The organism is Chryseobacterium sp. UYP7, from assembly GCF_056279225.1.
This window is the reverse complement of record NZ_JBWBQW010000008.1, coordinates 78,183-95,784: the sequence shown is the minus strand read 5'-3', so window position 1 is coordinate 95,784 and position 17,602 is coordinate 78,183. Positions and strand designations below refer to the sequence as shown.

14 protein-coding genes are annotated in these 17,602 nt (G+C 36.1%); 8 read left to right on the top strand and 6 right to left on the bottom strand.

All coding sequences use genetic code 11. From position 1 onward, the window contains the following. Positions 1 to 56 precede the first annotated feature (56 nt). On the bottom strand, positions 57 to 1,196 hold the full coding sequence (locus tag ACZ9HT_RS14885; RefSeq protein ID WP_476041286.1) for an acyl-CoA dehydrogenase family protein: 1,140 nt from the start codon (positions 1,194 to 1,196) through the stop codon (positions 57 to 59). Between the two features lie 190 nt (positions 1,197 to 1,386). Here ACZ9HT_RS14885 and ACZ9HT_RS14880 point away from each other — a divergent pair, with 190 nt between their 5' ends. Then, positions 1,387 to 3,258, top strand: a complete 1,872-nt coding sequence (locus tag ACZ9HT_RS14880) for an endonuclease (RefSeq protein WP_476041285.1) — start codon at positions 1,387 to 1,389, stop codon at positions 3,256 to 3,258. 72 nt (positions 3,259 to 3,330) lie between these two features. Here the strand turns inward: ACZ9HT_RS14880 and ACZ9HT_RS14875 are convergent, their stop codons facing one another. The 3 genes from ACZ9HT_RS14875 to ACZ9HT_RS14865 all read right to left on the bottom strand — a co-directional run bounded on the left by ACZ9HT_RS14875 (position 3,331) and on the right by ACZ9HT_RS14865 (position 6,652). Continuing rightward, positions 3,331 to 4,749 carry a helix-hairpin-helix domain-containing protein gene (locus tag ACZ9HT_RS14875; protein ID WP_476041284.1) on the bottom strand — a complete coding sequence of 473 codons (1,419 nt, stop codon included), beginning with the start codon at positions 4,747 to 4,749 and terminating at the stop codon, positions 3,331 to 3,333. 85 nt (positions 4,750 to 4,834) lie between these two features. After that, complete coding sequence (locus tag ACZ9HT_RS14870) at positions 4,835 to 5,176, bottom strand: MerR family transcriptional regulator (RefSeq protein WP_476041283.1); 342 nt, start codon at positions 5,174 to 5,176, stop codon at positions 4,835 to 4,837. Between the two features lie 168 nt (positions 5,177 to 5,344). Then, complete coding sequence (locus ACZ9HT_RS14865; protein WP_476041282.1) at positions 5,345 to 6,652, bottom strand: DEAD/DEAH box helicase; 1,308 nt, start codon at positions 6,650 to 6,652, stop codon at positions 5,345 to 5,347. Positions 6,653 to 6,883: 231 nt separating this feature from the next. On the opposite strand from ACZ9HT_RS14865, the gene ACZ9HT_RS14860 reads away from it, so the two are divergent. From ACZ9HT_RS14860 to ACZ9HT_RS14840, 5 genes are all read left to right on the top strand, one after another. Beyond that, on the top strand, positions 6,884 to 7,825 hold the full coding sequence (locus ACZ9HT_RS14860; RefSeq protein WP_476041281.1) for a T9SS type A sorting domain-containing protein: 942 nt from the start codon (positions 6,884 to 6,886) through the stop codon (positions 7,823 to 7,825). Positions 7,826 to 8,278: 453 nt separating this feature from the next. Then, positions 8,279 to 10,078: a 30S ribosomal protein S1 gene (rpsA, locus tag ACZ9HT_RS14855; protein ID WP_476041280.1), complete on the top strand. Its 1,800-nt coding sequence runs from the start codon at positions 8,279 to 8,281 to the stop codon at positions 10,076 to 10,078. Positions 10,079 to 10,193: 115 nt separating this feature from the next. Next, positions 10,194 to 12,794: a T9SS-dependent M36 family metallopeptidase gene (locus ACZ9HT_RS14850; protein ID WP_476041279.1), complete on the top strand. Its 2,601-nt coding sequence runs from the start codon at positions 10,194 to 10,196 to the stop codon at positions 12,792 to 12,794. A gap of 120 nt (positions 12,795 to 12,914) precedes the next feature. After that, positions 12,915 to 13,637, top strand: a complete 723-nt coding sequence (locus ACZ9HT_RS14845; RefSeq protein ID WP_476041278.1) for a T9SS type A sorting domain-containing protein — start codon at positions 12,915 to 12,917, stop codon at positions 13,635 to 13,637. Positions 13,638 to 13,715: 78 nt separating this feature from the next. Next, the gene (locus tag ACZ9HT_RS14840; protein ID WP_476041277.1) at positions 13,716 to 14,276 is read left to right on the top strand and encodes a hypothetical protein; all 561 of its coding nucleotides are present in this window, start codon (positions 13,716 to 13,718) and stop codon (positions 14,274 to 14,276) included. Positions 14,277 to 14,325: 49 nt separating this feature from the next. On the opposite strand, the gene rplS is transcribed toward ACZ9HT_RS14840, so the two are convergent. Continuing rightward, positions 14,326 to 14,679 carry a 50S ribosomal protein L19 gene (gene rplS / locus ACZ9HT_RS14835; protein WP_235141754.1) on the bottom strand — a complete coding sequence of 118 codons (354 nt, stop codon included), beginning with the start codon at positions 14,677 to 14,679 and terminating at the stop codon, positions 14,326 to 14,328. Between the two features lie 457 nt (positions 14,680 to 15,136). Between rplS and ACZ9HT_RS14830 the strand changes: the two genes are divergently transcribed. Together ACZ9HT_RS14830 and ACZ9HT_RS14825 are read left to right on the top strand one after the other, a co-directional pair. Further along, positions 15,137 to 15,907, top strand: coding sequence for a 3-hydroxybutyrate dehydrogenase (locus ACZ9HT_RS14830; RefSeq protein ID WP_476041276.1), 771 nt, complete (start codon positions 15,137 to 15,139; stop codon positions 15,905 to 15,907). A gap of 12 nt (positions 15,908 to 15,919) precedes the next feature. Continuing rightward, entirely contained in the window at positions 15,920 to 16,621 is a 702-nt protein-coding gene (locus ACZ9HT_RS14825) for a CoA transferase subunit A (RefSeq protein ID WP_476041275.1), read from the top strand. Between the two features lie 215 nt (positions 16,622 to 16,836). On the opposite strand, the gene ACZ9HT_RS14820 is transcribed toward ACZ9HT_RS14825, so the two are convergent. Then, positions 16,837 to 17,550 carry an FRG domain-containing protein gene (locus ACZ9HT_RS14820; protein WP_476041274.1) on the bottom strand — a complete coding sequence of 238 codons (714 nt, stop codon included), beginning with the start codon at positions 17,548 to 17,550 and terminating at the stop codon, positions 16,837 to 16,839. Positions 17,551 to 17,602 lie beyond the last annotated feature (52 nt).

Genomic DNA, 17,602 nt, shown 5'->3' with positions numbered 1-17,602 from the left:
ATTTCAAAAAAAAGCACCGAAAATTCGGTGCTTTAATTTAATATGTTTCGGATCGATTATCTGGAAATTTCTCTTCCGATAACCAGTCGCTGGATTTCCGAAGTTCCTTCGCCGATCGTACAAAGTTTTGAATCTCTGTAAAATTTCTCTGCAGGGAAATCTTTGGTATAACCGTAACCTCCAAAAATCTGTACGCCATTATTGGCAATTCTTACACAAGCTTCAGAAGCGTAAAGTTTCGCCATTGCTCCTTCCTTCGTCATTGGTTGTTTCGCGTTTTTCAAAGTCGAGGCACGCTGGATCAGCAATTCTGCCGCATCAATTTCTGTTGCCATATCAGCAAGCATAAAGTTGATCGCCTGAAATTCGTTGATCGCTTTTCCGAATTGATGTCTTTCTTTAGAGTATTTTAAAGCAGCTTTGTAAGCTCCTCTCGCTGTTCCTAAACTTAAAGCAGCGATTGAGATTCTACCACCATCCAAAATTTTCATGGCCTGTTTAAAACCTGAACCAACTTCACCTAATCTGTTTGCATCTGAAACTCTTACGTTATCAAAAATTAATTCAGCGGTCTCTGAAGCACGCATTCCTAATTTGTTTTCTTTTTTACCAGAAGTGAAACCTGCCATTCCTTTTTCCAAAACAAATGCCGTAGAATTATTCTTTGCTCCTTTTTCTCCTGTTCTTGTCATTACCACCGCAATATCACCAGAAATTGCATGTGTAATAAAGTTTTTTGAACCATTAATGATCCACTCGTCGCCGTCTTTTACAGCAGTTGTACTCATGCCGCCAGAATCTGATCCTGTATTATGTTCAGTTAATCCCCAGGCTCCGATCACTTTTCCGGAGGCTAATTGTGGTAACCAGCGATGTCTTTGCTCTTCGCTCCCGAATTCGTAAATATGATTTGTACATAAGGAGTTGTGAGCTGCAACGGATAATCCAATGGAAGGATCAACCTGAGAAATTTCATCTAAGATCGTCACATATTCGTGATAACCTAAACCAGAACCACCATATTCTTCAGGAATAACAATTCCCATAAATCCCATATCGCCTAGCTGATGAAAAAGTTCAACCGGGAAAGTCTGACTTTCATCCCAATCCATAATGTTCGGACGAATATTTTTTTCTGCAAAATCCCGCGCAGTTTCTGCTATCATATTAATGTTGTGTAGAGTATCGTTATTCATATCATTTATTTGTTTTCAAAGATAATTAAAATGCTTAAGTCTGAAAATATTTTTTGATAAGAAAATACTATGCTGTAGTTGATACATTTTGGTAATCATCGATTTGTACACATTTAGCCTCAAAAATTTAATATGAAATGTATTTCTGCCATCACTTAAATCTTTACTTTAGCACCCAATATTTTTATCAATGAAAAGAATTTTACTTCCCTTTTTCCTGCTTCCCTTTTTTGGTTTTGCTCAAATTCCTGCAAATTATTATGGTGGAACTTCGATTTTGACCGGTTACGCTTTAAAGTCAAAATTACACGACATCATTTCGCAGAGAAATATCAGTTGGCATTACGGAGATTTAAATGCTTTTTACAATCAAAGCGATTTAGATCGATATTACGATCATGATGCAACCAATACGACCATTTTTTTAGATATCTATTCTGAAATTCCTGCTGGTCCAGATGCCTATGAATATACGATAGCAAACGCGATAGGATCTGCAAATGCAGAAGGGCAGGGTTGGAACAGAGAACATATGATGCCGCAAAGTACTTTTAACAGCAACTATCCAATGTACTCGGATCTTTTTTTTGTAGTTCCAACCGATGCGAGAATTAATCAGTTAAGAAGTAATTATCCTTACGGAAAAGCGGGAGCAACAAATTATTACACTTTTACAAACGGTTCGAAGATCAGTTCAAACGGTACTCCAAATGCAGGTTACACCGGTAGAGTTTATGAACCGATCGATGAATTTAAAGGCGATGTAGCCAGAAGCTTACTTTACTTCGCCGTTAGATATGAAGGGAAACTGAGTTCTTTTAATTTCTACAACGGAACTTCAGCGGCTAACGATAAAAGTCCCTTAGATGGTACGGAGGAAAAAGCTTTTGAGAACTGGTATATCGCGATGTTGCTTCAATGGAATAATCAGGATCCAGTTTCGCAAAGAGAGATCGATAGAAATAATGAGGTTTATTTCATTCAGAAAAATAGAAATCCCTTTATTGATCATCCAGAATGGGTAAATATGATCTGGTCACAAACTCCGGATGGCATAATTCCGCAATCACCTGTAAACCTGAACGTTCAGCAAAACAGTGCTTACTTTGTAAATTTAAATTGGGCAGCTTCAACAGAAACTGATATTCTTGGCTATAATATTTATCAAAACGGAACCTTTGTTGCGACTACAAAAAATACGATGATCAGTGTCGATCATTTAATTCCTTCGACTTTATATCATTATACCGTTCGGGCTTATGACAACGGTTATTTAGAATCACCCGACAGTAATTCGATTTTAACCACCAGTTTAGAATCCGATATTTATTCGAAAGATTTAATGATCACGAAATATCTGGAAGGAACTGCCGATAACAAAGCCTTGGAAATCACAAACAGAACGGGTCATGCTGTCAATTTGAATAAATACCGGTTAAGCATTCAGTTTAACGGACCGAATGGTTACTACTTTCCAGCTCCTTATGAATTTGAAGGCATAGTGCAGAATAATGAAACATTTGCCGTTTTAAATCCCAATGCCAATTTCTCTTGTGTAACGAATGATGATGCAAGATTTGTTACTGCTGCACCACAACTGACCTATTCTGGAAGTCAATATTTAGAACTCCGTTATGCTTCCTCAATTGTTGATGCGATTGGGATGAAAGATATTAGCAATACTGATACCTTAGGAAATATTTCATTATATCGGTTGAATGGGATTAAGCAGCCAACCAACACTTTTTCTCTGGCAGAATGGCAAGCTTACCCTCCCGATTATTGCGAAGATATCGGGACTTTAGCAGATTCAAAAGTTGAGGTTGATACTGAAAAAAATTATTCAGTTTATCCAAATCCTGTTATTTCTAGTATTCTAAATGTTAAAGGAAGAAATCTTGACCAAATTAAAAATGCTTCGGTTTTCGATTTATCTGGTAAATTGATCTACACCGAAAGCCGACCATTCAAAACTAAGAATTCAATAAATGTTCAGCAGTTAAAATCTGGAGTTTATATTTTAAAACTGGATGCACAATCAATTAAGATCATTAAAAAATAGATCGTTGAAATAATGATCTGAAAATCCCTTTCAATATTTCTGAAAGGGATTTTATTTGGTACATTTTAATAATTAATCTAGACTAAGATATAACTTCATCCGAGCTTCGTATTCCGGTTTAACTTTGATGAATTTCCAGATCTTTTTTTCGTTAGGATTGGTAATTCGAAAGTAGATGATTTTGTCTGCAGAATATTTGAAATAAGGATGATTTTTTAACCAATCTTCCGGCGCATCTGCTAAAGTGTACTTTGCCACTTTAGAATTGTCGAGTTTTGAAGTCGCAACCAGTTTTTGCGCTAAATTTTTATCAATGTCGTAAGTGTCAATGATCTGCTGCGTATTTATAAAACCGCCTAATTTCTTGCGGAAACTCAGCATCATTGCAGCACTTTTTTCGTCGAAACCAAACTCGATCATCTGTTTAAAAGTAATTTGATTCAAATCAATTGCAGAAAAATCTGTTTTGGATTCCGACATGGTTATTTTTGAATTTGAAGTGGCATTTCCCTCATATTTTTTTGCAGAATTAGTCTTGATGTTATCAGGGTTCAAAACGATAAAAGGTTTCATTTCCTCAAATTTTTCTTCAGATATTACGAAGCACTTCTGAATATCTTCCAATGTTTTGAAACTTCCTCTTAGATTTCGGTCTCTATAATTAAGAATGACCTGTGCTTGCTTTTCAGAAAAACCAAGTTTTCTCCAACCTTCAAAATCAGTTGTATTTGGATCAAAGTTTTGGTAAGAAACTTTAACTTTTTCAGTTTTGTAATTTTTGAATTCAGAAGAATTGGAAGAAGTTGCAGGCGCAGTTTGCGGCAACAGAAGAAAAGGTTCCATTTTTCTGTAATTCTCTTCGCTAATGATAAAACACGCTTTAAATTTTTCTTTGCTGATAAAACTTCCACCCAAATAACTTTTGTACTTTAAAATAGAATTCGCCTGATTTTCTGAAAATCCCATTTTCATAAAATCATTTCCACTAAAATGATCAGGATTAAATTTCCCGGGAATGATCAGCTCTTTCTTTTTGAAAGTTTTATAATTGGTGGAATAACTCGCGAAGTTACTTTTATAACCTTGCGAATTTTTTGAGTAATAATTTTTTGAGGAAGATGATGAGGTTTCCGGAAGTAAGATAAAGGGCTCCAGTTCTTCAAATTTTTCTTCAGAGATTGCGTAGCATTTCTTTAACTGCTCTTTAGAACTGAAATTTCCGCCAACTACGTCCTTATATTTTAAAATAGTGGCGACTTTTCTTTCTGTAAAACCCAGCTTTTGCCAGCCGTCTGCATTCAACTCGTTGGGATTAAATTCCTGTAACGAAATTTTTTCTGCGGCTACATAATCCACGTTTGAAAACACCGGTGTTTCTTCTTGATGATTTTTCGAATTATAATAAAGTAAACCCGAAAAAAGGATCGCTCCGGAAGTAGCGAGTCCTAAGAAATAACTTTTTGCAGCGGCGATTTGAAGGTGGAAACTCATCGTGTTATATTTATACAAACATAACTTCATTACCAAAAAAATTAATGAGGGATTACACCTTTTCGGAGGGAGAAAATAACCTTTTTTATTCGGGTTTATCCACGAGTGAATCCTTGAGTTTCTGTAATTCGGCTTTCACAAACTCCAGACGGTCGATCATACTCACGGTTTCCGAAATTTTAGAATTGGTCGTTAATGCAATTCGGGCACCGTCTAACGTGTATCCTTTCTCTTTAACAAGATGATATATGATTTTTAGATTTTTAATGTCTTCGGGCGTGAAATAACGATTTCCTTTTTTGTTTTTTTTAGGCTTAATGATGGGGAACTCCTGCTCCCAATAGCGAACCAGAGACGTATTTACATTAAATGCTTTTGCAACCTCACCAATGGTGTAGTAGAGTTTGTCGGGTAAGTTTAGTTTCATTTTAAATAGATGACAACTTCAAATTTAAATAAAATTAAAGACTTTGTGATAACGAGATTAATCGTGTTTTAAAGCGATAAAATTATGCCATGAATACACGAATAATGTAAGTTGTATTAAGAAAATGTAATAATACAAATGAAAAGAAATTCGTGTATTCGTAGTTAATTAATAAGCAATTTCAATTTTCAACTTTTTATTTTTCAGTCTCTGATTTTCAAGCTTTTTAAGAAGTGCAACCACTTTCTGTCGGTTGACTGCAACATAAGAAGTTGTGTCTTTCACTTCGATGAGACCGATATCGTCTTTCTCTAATTCTCCTTTTTTGATGAGGAAACCTACAATGTCAACTTTATTTACCTTGTCTTTTTTTCCGGCACTTATATAGATGGTAAGATACGGCGTTCTCGAAGGCATTTTATAATCCTGCGTCAATTTTTCTTCTGGCGTATTTTTCTTAATGAAAGGAAAATTCTCATCTTCAGTCATTATTAAATAAACAAAACCTTTTGCATTCATTCGCGCAGTCCTACCATTTCGGTGGATAAAAGCATCTTCTTTCGGTGGCAATTGATAATGAACGATTGACTCTACTTCGGGAATATCTAAACCACGGGAAGCTAAATCTGTAGTAATTAAAATTCGGGAAGAGTCATTTTTAAATTTCAGTAAAGCGCGCTCTCTTTCATCTTGTTCCATTCCGCCGTGAAAAGTTTCGCGGGAAATTCCTTTCTCCTTCAATAATTCTGAAATACGATCAACCGCGTCTCGGTGATTGCAGAAAATCAAAGTTCTTTTGTTTCCTATTTTACAGAGAAGTTGAAAAAGAGTTTCCAGTTTTTCTTCTGAAGTCGTGATGACTTTTTTTAATTGAAAATCCGGTTTTATTTCCAACACTTTCAGGAAATCGACTTTCTCTTCGTTATTCAATCCTGTGAATGATGGGATTTCAGGCATCGCAGTTGCAGATGTCAGAATTCTTTGGGAGAGAAGTGGCATTTCACTGATGATCAAACTCATATCATCGTGGAAGCCAAATTCTAAGGATTTATCAAATTCGTCTAGAACGAGAGTTTTGATCGTAGTGGCGTCGAAATTGTCGTTTTTTAAATGGTAAGCAATTCTTCCGGGTGTTCCTATTATTAACGCCGGAGCTTCGATCAAGTTATTGACTTCAATTTTTTTATCGTGACCGCCATAGCAAACACTTACTTTATAATCAGTTCCCATTGATTTGAAAACCTGTTCTATTTGCAAGCCTAATTCTCGCGAAGGAACTAAGATCATGGCTTGAATTCCTGAAAGTTCTTTTTTAAGATTTCTTAAGACCGGAAAGAGGAAAGCAAGCGTTTTTCCTGAACCTGTAGGAGATAAAAGGAGAAGATCTTTTCCGTTTTCGGAAGCTTTGTAAGCAGATTTTTGCATTTGATTCATGTCTTGAATCTGCAAATTTTGATAGAGTGACTGTAATTCCATTTTGCAAAGGTAAAATAATGCGTTGATTAAAATATTCAATTCAATAAAATAATAAGAGATGTTGCTGAACAACAAATTTTAGCGGTAAATTGCCATTTTAGCAAAAGGAAAGTATTAAGTTAATGATAAAGCTAAAAAATATTAACTAAAATTAAAAAATATTTATTTATTGAGAAAATAACTTATTTAAATGAAAACAAGTTATATATTTGATCATCTAAAAAAAAACATATGAAAACAAAACTATTTTCTGTAGCAGTCCTTCTTGGATCGCTACTAAATGCACAAACTTACAACAACGGACCGTTGAGTACAGGTGCAACAACATCTGGCGGAACAACTGCCCCTGCAGGCTATACCTGGAGTGAGTTACAAGGTGGTAATACAAGTTTAGGTGCGGCGGGATATATTTCGGCAACCGCAAATTTTAGACTTGCAGACGATTTTATAGTGCCTGTTGCAGAAAGCTGGGCAATATCTTCGGTAGAGGTTTATGCCTATCAAACAGGATCTACGGTGATGCCTTTTAATCAGTTAAACTTAAGAATTGTAAATGGAGATCCTACAACCGGAACCACGGTTTTTGGTGATACTACAACTAATATCTTTGCAGGCGCATCAGATTCTTTTATTTATAGAACAGCTGCTACAGGTGGAACAACCAGAAGAATCTGGAAAGTAAAAGGAAATGTTGCTAAAACGCTAACTCCCGGAACTTATTTTATAGATTATCAAGTACATGCGACCAATGATGGTGCTGCGTTCTTGCCACTTACAACTGCTGTTGGAGTAGTTTCTCCGGTTGGTGCAAACGCACAACAATTTGGTACTACTGGTTGGCTTCCGCTACAAGACGGTGGCAGTTTAACAAATCAGGAACTTCCTTTTGTAATTACTTATGTTGCAACATTCCTAGGAACGACAGAAACAAGACAATACGATAGCAGAGTAGTTGTTTATCCAAATCCGACGGCTGACTTTTTTAAGTTAGATATTCCATCCGAATCATTGGGAGCCAAAACATCTGTGAGCATTTATGATGCGAGTGGGAAGATGGTTAAAACTTTTAAAGTTTCTGAATCTTACAACGTAAAAGATCTGACCAAAGGAGTATATTTAATTAAAGTTAATGATGGTACGAACCTAAAAGTGACCAGATTGATTAAAAAATAATTCTTATTTCTGAATTTATTTGTTGAGCGTTCTTCCGAACGCTCAATTTTTTTTATAGCCTTACATGATGATACTGCAGATTTTGACAGAAAGTTTCGATTTATATTTCGATAAGATAAAATCTCAACTAATTGTTTTAATGTTCCAATTTTCTGTAAAGCGAAGAATTTTCTAGCCCGGATTGCAGCGGCATCCTTTTTTTTGTCGGTGAAGGGAAAAGGAGGTGGGAAAAAAGATAGTCCTTCGACATGCTCAGGATAAATTCCAGCCGGAAATAGCTTCGGAATATTTAAAAATACATACAACCACTTTCATAAAAAACACTTATCTTTGCACCACTTTTTGTGGAAGCATTTGGCGCAGTTAAAACATTAACAATTAACATCTTCTCTATTTTTCATCCCACCACATTGAGCCAGAATTGAAAAATTTAGAATACAAATTATTTATTTTATGTCAGAAACGACAGACACAGCAGAGGTTTTATTGAACCAGAACGTAGCACCAGAAGAATTTGATTGGGATTCATTCGAATCAGGATTAGATGCAGATGCCAGACAGGAAAAAAGCGATCTAGAGGAAATCTACAACGGTTCCCTTAACAATCTACAAGACAATGACGTACTTATTGGTAGAGTTGTAAGACTTACAGATAAAGAAGCTATTGTTGATATCAACTTTAAATCTGAAGGAGTTATTTCTTTAAACGAATTCCGTTATAACCAAGGACTTGCTGTAGGCGACGAGGTGGAAGTAATGGTTGACAGAAGAGAAGACAAATCCGGTCAGTTACAATTATCTCACAAAAAAGCAAGAACGCTTAAAGCTTGGGATCGTGTAAACGAACTTCATGATACTGGCGAAATCGTAAACGGTTTTGTAAAATCAAGAACGAAAGGAGGTATGATCGTGGATATTCACGGTATCGAAGCTTTCTTACCAGGATCTCAAATTGATGTTAAGCCGATTAAAGATTACGATCAGTTCGTAGGAAAAACAATGGAATTTAAAGTTGTGAAAATCAACCCAGAATTTAAAAACGTTGTAGTTTCTCACAAAGCGTTGATCGAAGCAGATCTTGAAGGTCAAAAACGGGAGATCATTGGTCAACTAGAAAAAGGACAGGTTCTTGAAGGAACTGTTAAAAATATTACTTCTTACGGGGTATTCGTAGATTTAGGTGGTGTTGATGGATTGATCCATATTACAGACCTTTCGTGGAGCCGTGTTAATCATCCATCAGAAATCCTGGAGGACGGACAAACTGTAAAAGTGGTAATCCTTGATTTTGATGACGAGAAAACGAGAATCCAATTAGGTATGAAGCAATTGGAAGCACATCCTTGGGATGCACTTTCTGCTGATTTAAAAGTTGGTGACAGAGTAAAAGGAAAAGTAGTAGTTCTTGCAGATTACGGTGCATTCGTTGAGGTTGCTCCAGGTGTAGAAGGATTAATTCACGTTTCTGAAATGTCTTGGTCAACTCACTTAAGAAGTGCAGGTGATTTCGTCAAAGTTGGTGATGAAGTAGAAGCAGAAATCTTAACTTTAGATAGAGAAGACAGAAAAGTTTCTTTAGGAATGAAACAATTAAACCAAGATCCTTGGTCTAATATCGAAACTAAATATCCAGTAGGTTCTGAGCACACAGGAACAGTAAGAAACTTTACTAATTTCGGTGTATTTGTAGAACTGGAAGAAGGTATTGATGGATTAATTTACATCTCCGACCTTTCCTGGACTAAAAAAATCAAACATCCATCAGAATTCTGTGCGGTAGGTGATAAATTGAAAGTGGTTGTTCTGGAATTAGATACAGCTGCAAGAAGATTATCTTTAGGTCACAAACAATTGTTAGAGAATCCTTGGGATAAATTTGAAACTAAATACGCTGAAGGAACTGTACATGCAGGAAAAGCAACAGAAGTATTCGACAAAGGTGCACAGGTACAGTTTGACGATGCTGAAGTTGAAGCATTCTGTCCATCAAGATTATTAGAGAAGGAAGACGGATCTAAAATCAAGAAAGGAGAAGATGCTCAGTTTAAAGTGATCGAATTTAACAAAGAATTCAAAAGAGTTGTAGTTTCCCATACAGGAATCTTCAGAGACGAAGAAAAGAAGAATACAAGAGACAACTCTAATTCATCTTCTTCTGTTAAACCGGCATCATCTTCAAACAACGAAGAAAAATCAACACTTGGTGATTTAGATGTTTTAGCAGAATTGAAAAAGAAAATGGAAGGGAATTAAAACCTGATTTTCAATTATAAAAAAGACGCCTCATTAACTTGAGGCGTTTTTTTATGTTAAAAATTCAAAACATATCGAAATTTTTTATAAATTCGATGCCAATTAATTAATATATATGAAAAATAGAAATTTACCTTTAAAAATTGTGGCGGTTTGCTTTCTGTTTTCTTTGGGTAATGTGAATGCTCAGGATTTTAAATCGATCATCCAGAATCACATCACTGCTAAGAATACATTCTTAAAACCGAACCTCAATAATTTCGAGATCCTGAACCAGGATTTTTCCAAAACAATGAATGGCGAAGTTGTTAAGATACAACAGTCTTTCAACGGAATTCCGGTTTACAATGCAGTTGGAACCGCTTTGATTAAAGATGCAAAAGTCACTTACATTAACGATGCTTTTGCTAAGACTTACGTAAACGCTTTGCAACCAAGTTCTGCAAAAGCTTCTAAATCCGTTTTCGGAAATGTAGCTCAAAGTTTGAATTTAAAGAATAGCAGTACTTATGAATTAATTGGTGCTAACGAAGCTGATAAAGACGGCGCTGCATTTGTAAAAACCCGCTTAATCTATTTCCCGACCGAAAGTAATGACCTTAAATTATGTCATGAATTTATTTTCGAAGAAAAAGGAACTTCAAACTACTGGGATATTCTTGCAGATGCTAATACGGGGGAAATTGTAAGCAAACAAAATCTTACGCTTTCCTGTACTTTTAATCACGATGCTTACAGCCATGATTATTCAGCACATACGCCGGAAGGTTTTGCAAGCGATTTTTCTTCTAACAAAGAAGCAGGCGCGGCAGCAGCTTTAAATGCAAGTTACCGCGTATTCGCTTTACCTCTTGAAAGTCCAAATCACGGGGGCAGAACTTTGGTTAATAATCCATGGTTTATTGATGCTTCACCTGATGGATGGCATTCTATTGCTGGCGGAACTTACGTTGGTGATTACAATACAACCAGAGGAAATAACGTAATGGCGTACGATGACAAAGCAAACACCAATGCAGCGGGATCATATGCCGATGGTGGTGCAGCCCGTGCTTTCGATTTTCCTTTTGTAGAAAATGCAACTGCTGGAAATTTAAATGCAGCAACAACCAATTTGTTTTATGTCAATAACAAAATTCACGATATTTTCTATCGTTTAGGATTTACAGAAACGGCAAGAAACTTCCAGGCCTGGAATTTTGGTAAAGGTGGTGCTCAAAACGATTACGTTCAGGCAGAATCTCAAGATGGTGGTGGAACAAATAATGCTAATTTCGCTACCCCTGGCGACGGAGGCAGACCAAGAATGCAAATGTATCTTTGGGATGCTACCGTTATAGAAAGAGTTTTTTATAACGCTCCAGCCGAAGCTGTAGGAAGATCTGTACCTAATTATATTTCAACTACTTTCGGTCCTGCTTTAGACGCTACAGGTGTTACTGCAGATGTAAAAATTGCAGCTGTAATTGATGGCTGTTCTCCATTACCTGCCGGTTCACTAGCAGGAAAGATCGGATTAATTGCAAGAGGAACTTGTGAATTCCAGGCGAAAGTTCAGGCAGCACAAGATGCCGGAGCGGTAGCAGCGATCATTTATAATTTACCGGAATCTGCTCCAACAGGTGGGATGGCCGGAGTGAATCCTAACATCACAATTCCTTCAGTATTGATCGATAGTCCTGAAGCTATTTACATGAAAGGTTTATTAGCCTCACAAAATGTAAATATTACTTTAAAATTCGATGCGGCTGCTCAAAAAACAAGAGATGGTAGTTTCGATAACGGAATTGTAATTCACGAGTATGGCCATGGAATTTCTAACAGAAATACAGGGAACGGATCTTCTTGTCTAAACTCTTCGGCTTCAAAAGAGCAAATGGGTGAAGGTTGGTCCGATTTCTTCGCATTAATGTTAACAAATCAACCTAATGCTACTGCTGCTGTTGCAAGAGGAATTGGAACTTACGCAACGACTGAGCCGATTACAGGAGGTGGAATCCGACCTGCAAAATATTCACCGGATACTGCAATCAACGGTTACGGATACGGTGATACCAATGGTATGGAATTTACTAATCCTTCAGGACAGATCGTTCCAGATGTACATTCAATTGGATTTGTTTGGGCGACTATGCTTTGGGATCTGCACTGGAAATATGCTGAAAAATACGGTTATTCCTCAGATGTAAGTGCTAACGCAACGAACGGAAGTACAAGAGTATTGCAAAACGTAATGAATGGTTTAAAACTTCAGGTTTGTAATCCAACGTTTATCGATGGTAGAGATGCTATTTTAGCTGCAGAAGCTGCTAACGCCGCTACTGGAGGTGCTGATAAATGTATGATCTGGAATGTATTTGCAGCCAGAGGTTTAGGGATTGATGCATCTGCCGGTTCTAAAACAGACATCAACGATCAAACTTACAGCTACGATGTTCCTACAGAATGTGTTTTGGCAACGAATGATGTGAATGCCGGTAAAGCTTTCAGCATCTATCCAAATCCTGCTAAAGGAGAATTTCACTTAAAATCAAACCAAACTATCTTAGGTAAATTGAATGTAGAGATCTTCGATGCTTCAGGCAGAGTAGTTTCCAGTCAAAAAATTGCCAGTACAGACGCTGTAAATACACAAGCTTTAACAAACGGAGTTTATGTAGTAAAAGTAACAGGTTTAGGAGTTGAGTATTCTTCTAAACTAATGATTAAAAAATAATTTTTTAATTATATTTTATCAACCGTGCTGCAATTGCAGGACGGTTTTTTTTTATGGATTTTATTTAGATGAGATTTTTAGTAAAACATGCATATCTTTATTTAAACTAAAAACACCATCATGAAAAAGAGTTACCTTCTATTATTTCTTTTCTTATCCGTGGCCTTATTTGCGCAACCTTACAGTTCTTTACTCAAAAATACAGACTGGACCATTGTAAAAATTCAGTGGAACGGTACCGAATATTATCCACCTGATCCTTTTGCGCAAGGCGGCAAGGTCGCTTTTGATGATAATAACGGATTCAAATCTACATTTTTCAACACAGCATTCGGTATGGTGACATTTGGCGCGGACAACGCCACCTATTTTAATTTACAAAATGTCGCCGTGACGCTTGCAGATTATTTTGGAGAAAATGCAGACGAAGTTCGGCACTTCGATTATATGACCACTAACTTTTATTTCGGCTTTCAAGCTGCGGATCAATTCAATTTTGAATATCAGGAAGTTTTTTCGGGAAGAAACCTTACGGTTACCAATAAGTGGGGAAATAAAATATTCTATTCCAACTTGCTCTTAGGAAATTCTGAAGCGGGTTTAAACGAATCAATCAACCTTTATCCAAATCCAGCGAAAAACCAAGTTTTCCTCAAACCAAACAAAAGTATTTCAGGTAAAGTTGATGTCGATATTTTCGATATTTCTGGTCGAAAAATTTCCAGTCAAAAAATTAATATACCAGATGCGATAAATACTCAGGCTTTAAAAAACGGAACTTATGTTGTAAAAGTTACTGGAACAGGACTTAAATATTCTTCAAAATTGATCATCAAAAAGTAAGATGCTTAACTTCACTTTTATGTTCAAAGACAGATTCTTAATTTTCAACAAATAATTAAACCATCTTAAAATCGACAATTGAAAATAATTCTACAAAAGACCGGCAGAATATCGAGCCACTTCATCAAAATAGGCATTCTGGATTTTGACAAAGCTTCAGAATACGTTAAGAATTTACCGTACAAAAGGAATATACAAAAGGAAAACCTTCTTTGTGTATTAGAAGATCACGGTGGAACTTGCAGTACAAAACACGCTTTACTCAAAAGACTCGCAGAGGAAAATACTGTAGAAAATGTAAAATTGATGCTTGGAATTTTTAAAATGAATACTGCAAACACACCAAAGATTTCGACCGTTCTGCAGAAATATGATCTTCAGGAAATGCCCGAAGCGCATAACTATCTAAAAATAGAAGATCAGATTACAGATTGCACCAGAAGAAATTCCCGACCCGAAGACTTTATAAATGATCTCGTGGAAGAAATAGAAATTCAGCCATCTCAAATCACCCATTTTAAAGTCGAATATCACAAACGTTTCCTGGAAAATTATCTTCAACAAAATCCTCAAATCAACTATTCGCCCGAAGAATTCTGGAAGATCCGCGAACAATGTATCGCCGCTTTACAGCAATAAAAAACCCATCAAAATTAATTGATGGGTTTTTCTATTCTGGTAAACAGAATTACTTTTTGTAAGCAGCGTCTTTAATTCTCGCTTTTTTACCTCTAAGTTGTTTAAAGTAGTAGATTCTGGCTCTTCTAACTTTACCTCTTCTGTCGATTTCAATTTTTTGCAAAGCTGGCATGTTCAAAGGAAAAACTCTTTGTACACCAACATCTCCACTCATTTTTCTGATCGTAAATGTTTTGGTAGCACCAGTTCCTCTAATTTGAAGAACAGTTCCTTTAAAGAACTGAGTTCTTGTTTTTGCGCCCTCTTTAATCTCGTAATACACAGTGATGGTGTCACCGGCTTTGAATTCCGGGAATTCTTTTTTTGTGATGTACTTGTCTTGTACGTACTTTACTAAATCCATTTTTATAATAAAAATTTGTTTTGTCGAGCTAAGCAACTTTCACGGCCATCGTCAGAGGTTGATTAACAGGTTGCAAAAATACTACAAATATTATTATCACCCAACACTTTAAGAAAATAAATCACACATTTCCACACCTCAACCATCAACTTTACAAATCACTCAATGATCCATTCACCCAATCATTCATTTACCCAATCATTCCTCCACTCAATTTGGGCGTGCCCTTCACTCGGTCATTACGTCTCGTCTGCAGACGAGACTCCATTTCCTCACTCAGGTCGGGCTGTCCGCTAAATCTTTTTTTGCCTTTCCTTTTCCCTCTGCAAAAAAAGGATACCGCTTCCATCCCTCACGCAGAGATTCCGCCACTTGATCAATATTTATTTGAAATCAAAATGTCCCAGAAAAATAGTAAATTTAATATCCGAAAAAACAACAGTTAAAATAATCGAAAATGAGTAGAAATGTTTTAATCACAGGAAGTACAAGTGGCATCGGTTTAGGAATTGCCGAAGCTTTTGCCAAAAATGGCGACAATATCGTTTTTAATGGTTTAGAAGAAAACGGTGCAGAAATCGCAAAATCGTTGGGCGAAAAGTATGGCGTAAAAACCGTCTTTAAAAACTCAAATCTAATGACTCCGGAAGGCGTTCAAGAATTGGTAGATTTCGCTTATGCTGAAATGGGTACTATTGATGTTCTCGTCAATAATGCCGGAATACAGTATGTTTCCCCGATTGAAGATTTCCCCATTGAAAAATACCAGCAGATTATTGCTTTAAATATGAACTCGGTATTTTATGCTTCGAAAGCGGTTTTCAAAAAAATGAAAGACCAAAAGTTTGGACGTATCATTAATGTTTCTTCAGTTCACGGCATTCGTGCTTCCGAATTTAAATCAGCTTACGTAACTGCAAAACATGGAGTAGTAGGATTGACCAAGGTTTTGGCTTTAGAAGGCGCTGCATTTAATGTGACTTGCAACGCTATTTGTCCAAGTTATGTGAAAACACCTTTGGTGGAAGGACAGATCAAAGATCAGGCAAAATTACACCATATGAGTGAAGAGGAAGTCGTAGAAAAAGTGCTTTTAGAAAAACAAGCCGTAAAAAGTTTTGTTCCTGTTGAGAAAATAGGAGAAATTGCCGTATTTTTAGCAGCAGAAAACGCCACTACCGTTACAGGAACAACTTTCGCATTAGACGGAGGGTGGAGTGCACAATAATAAGCAAAGATTATGATTGATAAGAGAGTACAAAATGTAGAAGAAGCCATCGCCGGAATCAGCGACGGAATGACCTTAATTGTTGGTGGATTTGGCCTATGCGGAATTCCGGAAAATACAATTCATGCTTTGGTAGAAAGCAATGTTACCGATTTAACCTGTATTTCCAACAACGCCGGAGTTGATGATTTCGGTTTAGGTTTGCTTCTACAAAAAAAACAGATCAAAAAAATGATCGCTTCTTACGTGGGCGAAAATGCAGAATTCGAAAGACAAATGCTGTCTGGTGAATTAGAAGTGGAATTAACGCCGCAAGGAACATTAGCCGAAAAATGCCGTGCTGCACAATGCGGAATTCCAGCGTTTTACACGCCTGCAGGTTTTGGAACGGAAGTCGCAGAAGGAAAAGAAACCAAAGATTTCGACGGTAAAATGCATATTTTAGAACACGCTTTCAAAGCAGATTATTCCATCGTAAAAGCCTGGAAAGGTGATCACGCCGGAAATTTAATTTTCAAAGGAACCGCAAGAAACTTCAACGCTCCAATGGCAGGAAGCGGGAAAATTACCATCGCCGAAGTAGAAGAGTTGGTTGAACCAGGAGAACTTGATCCCAACGAAATTCACATTCCCGGAATTATGGTTCAAAGAATTTTCCAGGGAGAAAAATTTGAGAAGAGAATTGAGCAGAGAACGGTGAGGAAAAGAGATTAAACCGAATTTAAATTTATTGATAAAAAACCGCTATTTAAAGCGGTTTTTTCCATTTGGAGTAATTTCTTCTTCATTATCAATTACTTCTTATCTTTTAAAACACTTACTATTTTACAAGAACATTATTATAAAATAATTCTATTTCCTCCAACATACTTTTATAATTTGCTTTTATTTCTTCTGTCGTAATTTCATGTTCAAATATAGTTTCGGGATTAATTCCAAAATTCATCATCTAACTGTTTTAAAATGCTTTCTTTTGAATTTGAATCAATTTCAATATGGGCATACCAAAATGGTCTAGGATCTCCTCTTTTAAGAGACAATAAATTTTCTGCTTCTACAAAATCATCAAATTTAACAGGAATATCAAATTCATATCCATCAAGTTTAGCTAACGGAAATAGTAAGAACAGACCATCTTGACGTCTCATTCTAGGATTTTTCACTTCTGGATCAACTAAATAGAAACCATCTGCATCCTTTAATCTATAAAGTTCTTTCTTCACACTTTCTATATAGTAAAAGTTAAATGACTGACTGTAATATGTAGGAAAAAAGTCTCTGTTAAGTACAAATATTTTCCCATTTTTTTCTTCATTATTTGAAAATGGATCGTAACAAGCGAAAAAAATAGAAGTATAGAAATTGTTAGTAAAGTCTAGTAATCTAGTTGAACCATCATAATGTTGTAAATTAATTAAATGTTCTATTGGGGAATTGTAATGAATATAATATTTGGCTCTACTATTAATGTATGGTCTATAACATGCAATTTCATATTTTGCAGAATTTATGATACTTGGTTTTTCTCTGAACAACTTTGGAACTAAGGGCCATTCACAATTTGTTTGACCTCTGAAAATTAAAGATGGTACTTCAGTAGATAGATTAAAATCTTTTACGTCTTCTAAACTTTTAATTATCATAATTTGAGGTAAATTTCAGTTAGTCAATAAATATAGCAAATTGTCTTAAAAC

Bases quoted from the DNA above. Each gene is read 5' to 3' on its own strand.
- ACZ9HT_RS14885 (WP_476041286.1), bottom strand. From the start codon at position 1,196: ATGAATAACGATACTCTACACAACATTAATATGATAGCAGAAACTGCG.
- ACZ9HT_RS14880 (WP_476041285.1), top strand. From the start codon at position 1,387: ATGAAAAGAATTTTACTTCCCTTTTTCCTGCTTCCCTTTTTTGGTTTT.
- ACZ9HT_RS14875 (WP_476041284.1), bottom strand. From the start codon at position 4,749: ATGAGTTTCCACCTTCAAATCGCCGCTGCAAAAAGTTATTTCTTAGGA.
- ACZ9HT_RS14870 (WP_476041283.1), bottom strand. From the start codon at position 5,176: ATGAAACTAAACTTACCCGACAAACTCTACTACACCATTGGTGAGGTT.
- ACZ9HT_RS14865 (WP_476041282.1), bottom strand. From the start codon at position 6,652: ATGGAATTACAGTCACTCTATCAAAATTTGCAGATTCAAGACATGAAT.
- ACZ9HT_RS14860 (WP_476041281.1), top strand. From the start codon at position 6,884: ATGAAAACAAAACTATTTTCTGTAGCAGTCCTTCTTGGATCGCTACTA.
- rpsA (WP_476041280.1), top strand. From the start codon at position 8,279: ATGTCAGAAACGACAGACACAGCAGAGGTTTTATTGAACCAGAACGTA.
- ACZ9HT_RS14850 (WP_476041279.1), top strand. From the start codon at position 10,194: ATGAAAAATAGAAATTTACCTTTAAAAATTGTGGCGGTTTGCTTTCTG.
- ACZ9HT_RS14845 (WP_476041278.1), top strand. From the start codon at position 12,915: ATGAAAAAGAGTTACCTTCTATTATTTCTTTTCTTATCCGTGGCCTTA.
- rplS (WP_235141754.1), bottom strand. From the start codon at position 14,679: ATGGATTTAGTAAAGTACGTACAAGACAAGTACATCACAAAAAAAGAA.
- ACZ9HT_RS14830 (WP_476041276.1), top strand. From the start codon at position 15,137: ATGAGTAGAAATGTTTTAATCACAGGAAGTACAAGTGGCATCGGTTTA.
- ACZ9HT_RS14825 (WP_476041275.1), top strand. From the start codon at position 15,920: ATGATTGATAAGAGAGTACAAAATGTAGAAGAAGCCATCGCCGGAATC.
- ACZ9HT_RS14820 (WP_476041274.1), bottom strand. From the start codon at position 17,550: ATGATAATTAAAAGTTTAGAAGACGTAAAAGATTTTAATCTATCTACT.